The sequence below is a fragment of the Flavobacterium micromati genome (assembly GCF_900129585.1).
GTDB classification, from domain to species: Bacteria; Bacteroidota; Bacteroidia; order Flavobacteriales; family Flavobacteriaceae; genus Flavobacterium; species Flavobacterium micromati.
In genome coordinates, this window is record NZ_FQWF01000004.1 from 65,813 (window position 1) to 78,055 (window position 12,243).

Annotated in this window: 5 protein-coding genes; 4 read left to right on the top strand and 1 reads right to left on the bottom strand. The window is 34.2% G+C overall.

Annotated elements, in window-relative coordinates; all coding sequences use genetic code 11:
* Window positions 1–37: 37 nt before the first annotated feature.
* Complete coding sequence (uvrA, locus tag BUB42_RS05375; RefSeq protein WP_073017968.1) at window positions 38–2,827, bottom strand: excinuclease ABC subunit UvrA; 2,790 nt, start codon at window positions 2,825–2,827, stop codon at window positions 38–40.
* Window positions 2,828–3,012: 185 nt separating this feature from the next.
* On the opposite strand from uvrA, the gene BUB42_RS05380 reads away from it, so the two are divergent.
* The 4 genes from BUB42_RS05380 (at window position 3,013) to BUB42_RS05395 (ending at window position 12,204) form a co-directional block, all read left to right on the top strand.
* Window positions 3,013–5,814: a triple tyrosine motif-containing protein gene (locus tag BUB42_RS05380; RefSeq protein ID WP_073017969.1), complete on the top strand. Its 2,802-nt coding sequence runs from the start codon at window positions 3,013–3,015 to the stop codon at window positions 5,812–5,814.
* Window positions 5,815–6,051: 237 nt separating this feature from the next.
* On the top strand, window positions 6,052–9,099 hold the full coding sequence (locus BUB42_RS05385) for a SusC/RagA family TonB-linked outer membrane protein (RefSeq protein WP_073017971.1): 3,048 nt from the start codon (window positions 6,052–6,054) through the stop codon (window positions 9,097–9,099).
* A gap of 11 nt (window positions 9,100–9,110) precedes the next feature.
* Complete coding sequence (locus BUB42_RS05390; RefSeq protein ID WP_073017972.1) at window positions 9,111–10,589, top strand: RagB/SusD family nutrient uptake outer membrane protein; 1,479 nt, start codon at window positions 9,111–9,113, stop codon at window positions 10,587–10,589.
* 19 nt (window positions 10,590–10,608) lie between these two features.
* Window positions 10,609–12,204, top strand: coding sequence for a hypothetical protein (locus tag BUB42_RS05395; protein WP_073017974.1), 1,596 nt, complete (start codon window positions 10,609–10,611; stop codon window positions 12,202–12,204).
* The last annotated feature ends 39 nt before the right edge of the window (window positions 12,205–12,243 follow it).

The window sequence follows — 12,243 nt, forward strand, 5'->3', positions numbered from 1 at the left end:
AAAGGCCGATAAATCATGTTTGATTTATCGGCTTTTTTTATTTTTTTAAAGCAGCTTTTAAATATGTGCCTGTAATTGATTTTTTATTTTTAATAATCTCCTCTGGGGTTCCTACTGCTAATAATTTTCCTCCATTTTCTCCACCTTCAGGGCCTAAATCAATAACCCAGTCGGCACATTTTATCAAGTCAAGATTGTGTTCTATTACAATTATAGAATGTCCTTTCTCAATCAACGCATCAAAAGATTTCAATAATTTCTTGATATCGTGAAAATGAAGTCCAGTTGTAGGTTCATCAAATACAAAAAGTGCTTTTTCTTTTGTAGCACCTTTTACTAAAAACGAAGCTAGTTTTATACGTTGCGCCTCGCCACCAGAAAGCGTCGAGGATGATTGTCCTAATTGTACATAACCTAATCCAACATCTTGTAAAGGCTGTATTTTTTGTATGATTTTTGCTTGTTTATGAGTCGAGAAAAAGGCTATAGCATCATCAACAGTCATTGTTAGAATATCGTGAATGTTTTTCCCTTCAAAGGCTACTTCCAATACTTCTTTTTTAAATCTTTTACCGTTGCAAGTTTCACATGGCAATTGAACATCAGCCATAAATACCATTTCTACATTTATGGAGCCTTCGCCCTTGCACGTTTCGCAACGGCCTCCATCAACATTAAAAGAAAAATGTTTAGCTTGATATCCTCTTATTTTCGAAAGCTTTTCTCTGGCATATAATTCTCTAATGTCATCATAAGCCTTGATATACGTTACAGGATTCGAACGCGAACTTCTACCTATAGGATTTTGATCAACATATTCAATATGTTTTATTTGTGAAAATGAACCTGTCATTTCAGTGAATTGACCGGCTTTTTCGCCTACATTTTCTAATTTTTTTTGCATCGCCGGAAACAAGATTTTCTTCACCAGCGTACTTTTTCCGCTTCCTGAAACTCCTGTAATCACCGTTAAAACATCAAGTGGAAATGTGACATCAATATTTTGAAGATTGTTTTCTCTAGCACCTTTAATTTCGATATGATTTTTGAAAGTTCTTCGTTTTTTTGGAACCGAAATTTCTAAATCTCCATTTAAATATTTTGCTGTGAGTGAGGTGGCTTTTAATATTTCTTCATATGACCCTTGAGCAACTAGATTTCCACCTAAAGTACCCGCTTCAGGACCTATGTCAATAATCATATCAGCGGCTTTCATTATATCTTCGTCGTGCTCTACCACAATAACAGTATTACCCAAATCCCGCAATGAAAGCAATACTTTGATTAATCGCTCCGTATCTTTTGGGTGTAAACCAATGCTTGGTTCGTCTAAAATATACATCGATCCCACTAAACTACTCCCTAATGAAGTGGCAAGATTAATACGTTGTGACTCGCCACCAGAAAGTGTCGCAGAATTTCTATTTAACGTTAGATAATCTAAGCCAACTTCTGTTAAAAAAGACAATCGGTTATTGATTTCTAACAATAAACGTTTGGCAATTTGCTTTTCATAAACATCTAATTCAATATTCTGAAAGAAAGTAACCAAATGTTTAATTGGTAAATCGACTAAATCTGAAACTGTTTTAGAATTAATTTTAACGTAAGAAGCCTCTATTCGTAAACGTTTTCCTTTGCAAGAATAACATTTCGTTTTACCTCGGTAACGAGATAGCATTACACGATTTTGTATTTTGTAATTTTTTGCATCTAGCTCTTTAAAAAAAGCATTCAGTCCTTGAAAATATTCGTTTCCGTTCCAAATTAATTCTTTTTGTTCTTCGGATAATTGGAAGAACGGTTTGTGGATTGGAAAATCAAACTTGTATGCTTTATTAACTAATTCATCTCTATAATAACTCATGCTTTCTCCGCGCCAAGGAAAAATTGCATTTTCAAAAACAGACAAAGTAGTATTTGGCACCACTAACTCAGCGTCGATACCTATAATATTTCCATAACCTTCGCATACGGGGCAAGCGCCATAAGGATTATTGAAACTAAATAAATGAACATTTGGCTCTAAGAATGTGATGCCGTCCAATTCAAAATTATTGGAATATGAGTATTTTTTATCTGAATTCAATTCCTGCAAAAAGCAAATTCCTTTTCCTTCAAAAAAAGCAGTTTGTACCGCATCAGCAAGACGGTTATAAAACTCTTCTTCTTCCTTTACGACAATTCGGTCAACAATCAACAGAATTTCATTTTTGTCCAATGAATCTGGTAAGTCATCTAGACGAACCATTTCGTTATTGACTAAAATTCGGGCGAAACCTTGCTGCAAAAGAACTTTTAATTTGTCTTCTAATTTTCTTCCTTCTTCTAAATGGATAGGAGCTAGAAGCAACCATTTACTATCTAATTCAAAATTTTTGACATCAGAAACAACATCAGTAACCGTATTTTTTTTAACTTCGTGACCTGAGACTGGAGAATAAGTTCTTCCTATCCGGGCGAAAAGTAATTTTATGTAATCGTAAATTTCTGTCGATGTTCCTACAGTAGATCTAGCGTTGGTTGTGTTTACCTTTTGCTCAATTGCAATTGCGGGCGCAATTCCCTTAATGTATTCTACTTTTGGTTTGTCTAATCTGCCTAGAAATTGTCGGGCGTAGGAAGACAAACTTTCTACATAACGACGCTGCCCTTCAGCATATAAAGTATCAAAGGCTAAACTTGATTTTCCAGAACCGGAAAGACCAGTAATCACTACTAATTTATTACGTGGGATGGCAACATCAACATTTTTTAAGTTATGGACTTGCGCTCCTTTTATTATGATATTTTTCTTTGGATCTAATTGAGAAAGGTCAACTTGCATAAAAACATTAATTTGCACAAAAGTAATCAATTTTAAACGGACTGAAAGTATAGAACAACTCACAATTAATGATTAAAATACTGCGTTATCGGCGTTTTTAAAACTTGTATGGTTTTTATGGACAGTGACTGCTCAATTTATCCTACTTTTATATTTATTTTTGAAAAACTAACAACTCTCAACCATTGAAAGCATTACAAAATATTTATATTTTATTACTGTCAATTTCTGCGTTCTCTCAAGAATTGCCACCAATTAGTAAATATCCCTCAACACTTTATGAAGCGGGAAATCAAAACTGGATGATCTCACAGGACGAGAATAATTATCTTTTTTTTGCTAATAATGAGGGTTTGTTGGAGTTTAACGGTTCGGTGTGGGAACTTTATCCCTCACCAAACGAGACTATTTTACGCTCAGTAAAAGTGATTGGAGATAAAATTTATACTGGTTGTTACATGGATTTTGGTTTCTGGGTCCGAGAAGCAAATGGTAAACTAAAATACACTTCGCTTGCAAAAAAAATTCAAAATAAAATTCTTGATGATGAACAGTTTTGGAATATTTTAAATTATGACCAATGGGTAATTTTTCAATCCCTCAACCGAATTTATATTTATGACACTAAAACAGCAGTTTTTAAGATCATATCCCCGAAAAGTGAAATCACCAAATCCTTTAAAACAAAAAACGCACTTCTTTTTCAAACTATAAAGGAGGGACTTTTTGAAATTGAAAGTGGTAAAGAACGATTGCTATCAGATAATGAAATTTTGAAAAGTAATAAAATTGTCAATATTTTCAACATTGATGAAGGACTTTTAATCCAAACGCAACGCAAAGGATTTTATAAACTAATTTTAGGGAATTTGACAAAGTTTGATACTGATGCCGATGCTGATTTAGCGGCAAGTAGCGTCTACAGTTGTCAATTATTGTCAGATGGAAGTTTTGCAATAGGTACAGTTTCCAACGGAATTTTTATTTTAAAAAGTGACGGAACAGTAAAGTACCATATTACTCAAAATAGAGGTTTAAGCAATAATACCGTGCTCTCCATATACGAAGATGCTGATAAAAATATTTGGGCGGGATTAGATAATGGTATCAATTGCATCAACCTCAATTCTCCAATACAAAGTTATGTGGATGATACTGGAATTTTGGGAACAGTATATACCTCTAAGTTGCACAACGGTAAATTGTATGTAGGAACCAATCAAGGTTTATTTTTCAAAAATTATAAAACTAACGATGAATTTAAATTCATAAATGGAACTAAAGGCCAAGTTTGGTCTTTATTTCAATACGATGGAACGCTTTTTTGTGGTCATGATTCTGGGACTTTTGTTGTTGACAATGGAATTGCAAAAAATATATTTTCGAGATCAGGAACGTGGAAGTTTGAAACGGTGCCAAATCAGAAGGGTTTCATAATGCAAGGAAATTATTTTGGTATTTCAGTGCTTTCTAAAATTGATAATGAGTGGGTTTTTAGAAATAAAATTATTGGATTTGACTACTCATCTAAGTATTTTGAAATCAGTCGGAACTTAGAAGTTTATATAAGTCATGAATATAAAGGTGTTTACAGATTAGAATTAGACAGTGAATTATTAAAAGCAAAACGCTTTACTACCTATACAAGTCCTAGTAAAGGCAAAAATGCCAGTTTGACAAAATTTAATAATGCTATTTATTATGCAAACAAAAAAGGAATATTCAAGCTGAACGAGAAAACGAAGCAGTTTGTTAAAGATCCATTATTAAGTTCGGTTTTTGAGCAAGATCAATACGTTTCAGGGAAATTGATTGTCGATAATTCAAATAAAATATGGTTGTTTTCAAAAAATTATATTCATTATTTCTCAGTCAGTAAATTGAGCAATCAACTAAAACAAAATATAATTCCTATTCCTGCCTCGTTGACTAATTCAATGTTAGGTTACGAAAATATCACTCAAATTTCAAATTCTGATTATTTGATCGGAACTACAAATGGGTACTATATTTTAAATCTTAATGATTTAAGTTTTAAAAATTATAAAATTTCGATTACATCAGTTGTAACAAATAAACAGAATGAAAATTACAGCAACCAATCTATTTTATCAAAAGGAGTTTTTCATTTTGATGACAATAACATCATTATCAATTATACAGTACCTGATTTTAATAAGTATATAAATGTTGAATTTCAATATTTACTAGAAGGTTTTCAAGAAGAGTGGAGTGAATGGAATTCAAAAACAACAGTTAGTTTTAAAAATTTGCCGCCGGGTAATTACATTTTTAAGGTGCGATCTAAATTAGCAAATTCTACTGCAAGCGAGGCTGTTGTTTACTCGTTTACGGTAGAGAAACCGTGGTATTGGTCTACTCTTGCCTTAGTCTTTTATTTTATTTTTCTAATAATAATGAGTCGTTTTATTCATAAGGCATATAAAAATTATTACCAAAAGCAAAAGGAAAAGCTAATTGAAGAAAATAATTTGTTACTTGAGATAAAAGAGCTTGAAAATGAACAGCAAGTTATGAGAATTAGAAATGAGCAATTGTCGATTGACGTTGATATTAAAAATAGAGAGTTGGCAGTTTCGACTATGAGTTTGAATAGTAAAAATGAGTTATTAACCTTTATTAAAGACGATTTAAAGAAAACATCCGAAGGAGGAAATAGAAGTATCAAGTCAGTGATTTCTACCATCACTAAAAATATTTCTGAAGGCGATAGCTGGAGTGTTTTCAAAGATGCTTTTGACAGTACTGACAAAGATTTTCTTAAAAAAATGAAAGTCGCGCACCCCACCTTAACCCCAAATGATTTACGATTATGCGCTTACTTACGACTAAATTTATCGTCTAAGGAGGTCGCTCCCTTATTAAATATTTCAGTTCGCAGTGTTGAGATTAAACGTTATCGTTTGCGAAAAAAGATGGAATTAACGCACGAAGAAGGATTAGTTGATTATGTTTTATCTGTATAGGTGCATACTTTTTAGGTCAAAAAACTATACATTACCACAACATTAACGTTGTCGTTGCGGTTTTGCAAGTTTTTGTAAGGCGTTTAAAATCATAATTTCTTCTTAATTATCAGCTTCCAATTTTTAAATCAGCAATCAGATAGCCTTTTTTTTGCATTGTATGTTTTTTGTTGTGGTTCTATTTGATTTATTATCAGTTCTTACTGTTAATTTTATAATTCACAAAAAACACAAATTATGAAGACAAACTATCTATTAATCCTTTTTCTATTTTTATCTTCTTTTGGCTTCGCCCAAAAATTTGAAATAGAGGGAGTTGTAAAAGAAGCTGGTTCTAGTTTACCCATTCCAGGAGTTAATGTTCAAATAAAAAATGCCAAAACAGGTACATCAACTGATTTTGACGGTCGTTTTTCTTTAAAAGGAATTGCAGCTGGATCAACAATTGTTTTTTCCTATCTGGGATTTAAAAATTATGAATATAAAGTATTGGCTTCCGCTAATTCTCTTTCAATTTTAATGCAAGAGGACTCTAAGTTGTTGGATGAAGTAGTAGTCATTGGATACGGAACTCAGAAAAAACGAGAAGTAACTGGAGCAGTTTCAGTTGTGGATAGTAAAACTATAGAAGCATTACAGCCAGTGCGAATTGAACAAGCACTGCAAGGAACCGTTTCGGGAGTTAATGTAACAACAACCTCGGGTGCTCCTGGTGCAGCATTAGACATCCGCATCAGAGGAATTGCTACTAACGGAGAGAACAGACCAACAACTATAATTGATGGTTACGTAGGTGACCTAGGATTATTAAACCCTAATGATGTAGAATCAATTACGGTTTTGAAAGATGCACAAGCTGCTATATATGGAACTATTGGTGCCAACGGAATTATTTTAATTACCACTAAATCTGGTAAAAAGAATTCTAAAGCAAAAATTAGTTATAACACATACACCGGTTTTCAAGAAACTTCTCGCACTTTACCCGTGCTAAATGCAACCGAATATGCTTTATTATTAAATGAAAGTTATGCAAATGGTGGCAATGCAATTCCATTTCCTAATGTTTCTGGTTTAGGAAAAGGTACAAATTGGCAAAATGAAGTTTTACGAACTAGTGTTCCTATAATTAATCACGATATTAATATCTCCGGTGGATCTGATAAAATTACGTATTCAGTGAGTGGTTCTCATTTAGACCAAGAAGGAATTATTGGAGGAGCAAAATCGGGTTTTTTAAGAAATACAGCTAGAGTTTCGTTGGGTGCTGATGTTACCGAGAAATTAAAAATAAAAACAAATATAATCTATACCTATTTTAATAGAAAGTCGTTAAATGAAAATGGTTTGGGATCTATATTATTTAATGCATTAAATGCACCAGCAACCTTAAAACCGTTTGATGCCACTGGTAATTTTAGTTTGATACCAAGCACTACTGGTTTAGGTATTGAAATTATAAATCCATTAGCACAAATTGCTAATACTTACAATGATTACAACTTTAAGAAAATCAATGGTAATTTTGGGTTTGATTACAAACTTTTTAAAGATTTTGTGGTTTCGAGTTCTATTGGTTTCAATACTTCAAATAGTGAGTCTAAATCATTTGCCCAGCAAATTAGTTATGGCGGAAAAGTGTTTGATGTACCTAGAAGTTCAGTAACTCAAAACGCAATTAATGACAATGATTATTCCTTTGATTTATTTGGAACCTACACAAAAAAAATTGCTAATGATCACAATGTGACAGCAACTATAGGTAACACTATTTTTAAGCAATTCGGTAATGGTTTATTTGCAACTGGATTTGATGTTCCTTACAATTCTTGGCAATTTGCTGATATTGGATTGACAAGAGGAATTCCTGATGTTCTGACAAATAGTTCTTACATATATGACGAAAGAAGGCTTTCTTATTTTGCTAGAGGACAATATGATTACAAAGGAAAGTATCTTTTCTCAGCAATGATACGCCGTGATGCCTCTACTAAATTTGGACCTGGTAATAAAGTGGGTTATTTTCCATCGTTTACAGCAGGTTGGATAATCTCTGATGAAGGTTTTTTTGGCGAAGACAAAATTATAAACTTCATGAAATTAAGAGGAAGTTACGGTACATTAGGTAATGACCAAATTCCAAATAACGGTTACATAGCACAACTGAATGGCGAAGCTACTTATGTTTTTGATGATGCATTAGTAAATGGTTTAGCTACGGGACAAATTCCAAATGCAAATTTAAAATGGGAAGAAGCCAGAAAATTTGATGTTGGTTTAGATCTAAAATTAGCACAAAACAAAGTTTCTTTTGTTGCTGATTATTTTATTGATACTCGCGCTGATTTGTTAATTCCGTTTATTCCGGTTTCAGGAATCAATGGAACTGCAGCTCCCGGAGCCGGCTCTCCTACCATTAATGCTGGAACAGTGCGAAATTCAGGTTTTGAATTTGCCATTGATTATAAAAATAAATTTTCAGAAAATTTTTCGATGGGCGTGGGCTACAATATTACTTTTCTTAAAAACGAAGTACTAGAAGTAAACAACGGAATAGGATATATTGAAGGTGGTGCGTTTGGCGTAGGCCAACTTCCTCCTTCAAGAATGGAAGTGGGAAAACCAATAGGTTATTTCTATGGGTACAAAACGGATGGGATTTTTCAAAATCAAGCAGAAATAGATGCACATCCATCTCAATTAGCACTTGGTGCTGATGCTAGTCCTGGCGATCTTCGTTTTGTTGATACAAATGGAGATGGAATCTTGAATGCAAGCGATAGAACGAACATTGGAGATCCAATTCCTGCTGCCACAATGGGTTTTAATTTACAAATGAATTATAAAAGTTTTGATTTTGCTGTGTACACTTTTGCCTCTGTAGGGAATGATATGGTACGTAATTACGAAAGAAATCTTACCGATGTAAACCGCTTGAATTATGTTTTGGATAGATGGACAGGCGAAGGTAGCACGAATGCAAATCCCAGAGTAACTACAAGTGCAACTGGAAATTCTACTTTTTCAAGTTATTTTGTTGAAGATGCTTCCTATTTGAGAATTCAAAACATGCAATTGGGATATTCGTTAAATCCTAAATATTCCGAAAAAGCAGGGATTACAAAAGTAAGATTGTATGCTGGTGTAAATAATTTATACACATTTACCAAATACAAAGGTTTTGATCCTGGTGCTTCGAATGGCGCTCCAATTGGCGGCGGAATTGACTATGGTTTTTATCCAATACCAAGAACCTATTTGCTAGGTTTAAATATTAATTTTTAATTCGTACAAAAATGAAAAAATATCTATTTATTAGCCTCATATCGATCGCAATATTCTTTACTATTACCGTTTCTTGTAGTGATGATTTTGTGGATCGCCCCGTACAATATTCAATCGATTCTGAGAATTATTTTAATTCTAAATCTGATTATGACAATGCTTTAATTGCAGCTTATGATTTGCTTCAAACAACTTATCTCAATTCAATTTTAGGTGAGATAGCCTCAGATAATACCTTAGCAGGAGGTGAAAGCCAATCTGATACGCCAGGATTTCAGCAAATTGATGATATGATTCATACGCCAGTCAATAGCAATTTAAAGAATTTGTGGGATTGGATGTTTGCTGGAGTTCAACGTGCAAATTATATTTTGGAATTCAAAGACAAAACTGATTTTCCAGAAAAAAAGCAAGTAATTGCTGAAGCTCGATTTCTTAGAGCATATTATCATTTCGAATTAGTAAAATGGTTTGGCGCAATTCCTATGAAAGGCGATGCAAGGTTTAGTCCAGGCGATGAGAAATTAATTCCTCGTTCCCCAGCCTCAGCAGTTTATGCAACAATAGAATCTGATTTGATTTTTGCCTCAGCAAATTTATCAGCAACGGCTGTTCAAAAAGGACGAGTTACCAGAGGCGCGGCATTAGCTTTATTAGGAAAGGCTTATCTATACCAGAATAAATTTGCCCAAGCTGCTTCAACGCTAGAGAGTTTGATTAGCACTTCGCCATACGCATTGATAGTAAACTATAATACTATTTTTGAAAATGCAGGTGAAAATGGTTTGGAATCGGTATTTGAAGTGCAGTATACTGATGTCGAAGGAGCAGGTTTTGGATGTCTCCAATGTAGCGAAGGAAATGTAGCTGTAGGTTTCAATGGACCCAGAAATTACACAGGTACTCTCTTTACTTCGGGTTTTAGCTTTAATGTTCCAACCCAAAAAGTTGTAAATGCATTTGAAGCCGGTGATTTAAGAAAAGCAGTGGCAATTTTAGACATCGAAGCTTGGGCAACTGCAACAGGAGCGACGTTTGGAAAAGGATATGAGCACACTGGTTTTTTTAATAGAAAATATATTCCTAGAACAAGAAGAGCGGAATCACAAGGAGATTTAAATCTTACCAATCCAAATAATTATAGAGCAATTAGATATGCCGATGTTTTATTAATGGCTGCTGAAGCTTATAGTCGCGGCGGTATTGACGATACGAAAGCAAGAGGGTATTTAAATCAAGTGCGCCGACGTGCTTTTGGAGATTTAAACCATGATATTTCATCCTCTGGAGCTGCTTTGACTGATTTTATTCTTTTAGAAAGAAGGTTAGAGTTAGTTGGAGAAGGACACCGTTTCTTTGATTTAGTTCGCACCGGAAAAGCGGCACAAGAAATCCCCGGATTTACAGCGAATAAAAATGAATTATTTCCAATACCTATTGAAGAAATTCAATTTGCAAATGGTAATTGGCAACAAAATCCTGGCTATTAAAAACTAATATTATTTAGACATGAAAAAATTAAAATTAACACTAAGTCTTTTTGCTGTCGCACTCTTTTTAGGTTGTACAGACGAAAATAGTCTCGTGGATTTAGAGGGCGTTCTAGCACCATCAAATATTTCCGCGCTTACTACAATTACGCAAGATAATTCTGTAAATGTGACCTTTTTGCCTAAAGGGGAAGGAGTAACGCAATTTGAAATTTATTTTGGCGATACAACAACGACTCCCATTTTTGTTGCTCCAGGTGGAACTACAACACACAAATATAAAGAGGGAAAATTTCAAGCAAAAATTGTTGGTGTTACAATAAATGGAAAAAAAACGGAAGCGATTCAAGAGGTGACTGTTTCTTTTTTAGCACCAACAAATTTTGAACCAACTATAACTATTGGAAGTAACCTTTCGATCAGCGTAACAGCCAAAGCGGAATTAGAGACCTTCTTCCAGGTTTATTTTGGCGATGTCGCTAATGAAGTTCCAGTAAATTTTATGCAAGATGAAGTAATCACTCATACCTATAAAAATCCTGGAACATTTCAAGTACGAGTTGTTGCGTTGAGCGGAGGTGCTGCAACTATTCAAAAAATCCAAAGTGTAACAATAACTAATTTATTTGCTGCCCCGATTCCTACCATTCCAGCTGCAAATGTTATTTCGATGTTCAGCGACAGTTACACAAATGTTGCTATTGATACTTGGCGCACTTCTTGGTCTCAGGCAAATTTGGAAGATATTGACATTAGTGGCAACAAAACAAAAAAGTACAGTGCTTTGAATTTCGTTGGAATCGAAGCAACTACAACACCTATAAATGCAGCTGCAATGACATTTTTTCACGTTGATATTTGGTCTTCGGATTTTACTGAATTTAAAATTAAATTGGTCGATTTTGGACCTAATGGCGCTTTTGGCGGAGGTGATGATCGGGAACACGAAATCACGATCGCTAATCCTGCAAAGGAAAAATGGGTAAGTTTGGATATTCCTTTGAGCGATTTTACTGGGTTAACAACTCGTTCTCATATTGCGCAACTAATTTTTGTAGGTTCGCCATCAGGAAATACTACAGTTTATGTAGATAATGTTTTCTTTTACAACACAGTAGGATCTGTTACTGCAGCTCCAGTTCCCACCCTTGCAGCTGCTAAAGTAATATCGATGTTTAGTGATAGCTATACAAATGTAGCAGTTGATACTTGGAGAACTTCATGGTCAAATGCTACTTTAACTGACTTAACTATCAGTGGAAATGCAACTAAAAAATATAGTGCATTAGACTTTGTGGGTATTGAAGCTACTACAACACCAATAAACGCGACCGCAATGACTCATTTTCATACTGATGTTTGGTCATCTGATTTTACAGAATTTAAGATCAAGTTGGTAGATTTTGGACCTAACGGCGCATTTGGCGGAGGCGATGACAAAGAACATGAAATAACTATCACTGCGCCTGCCAAAGGGACATGGGTAAGTTTAGACATACCATTAAGTTCATTTACAGGGCTGACTACTCGTGCTCACATTGCACAATTAATTTACGTTGGTGCTCCTTCGGGCAATAATACTGTCTATGTCGATAATGTTTATTTCCATAATTAAAAAGCAACTATCTCAGTAGATCATAGTTTTAATCATGTT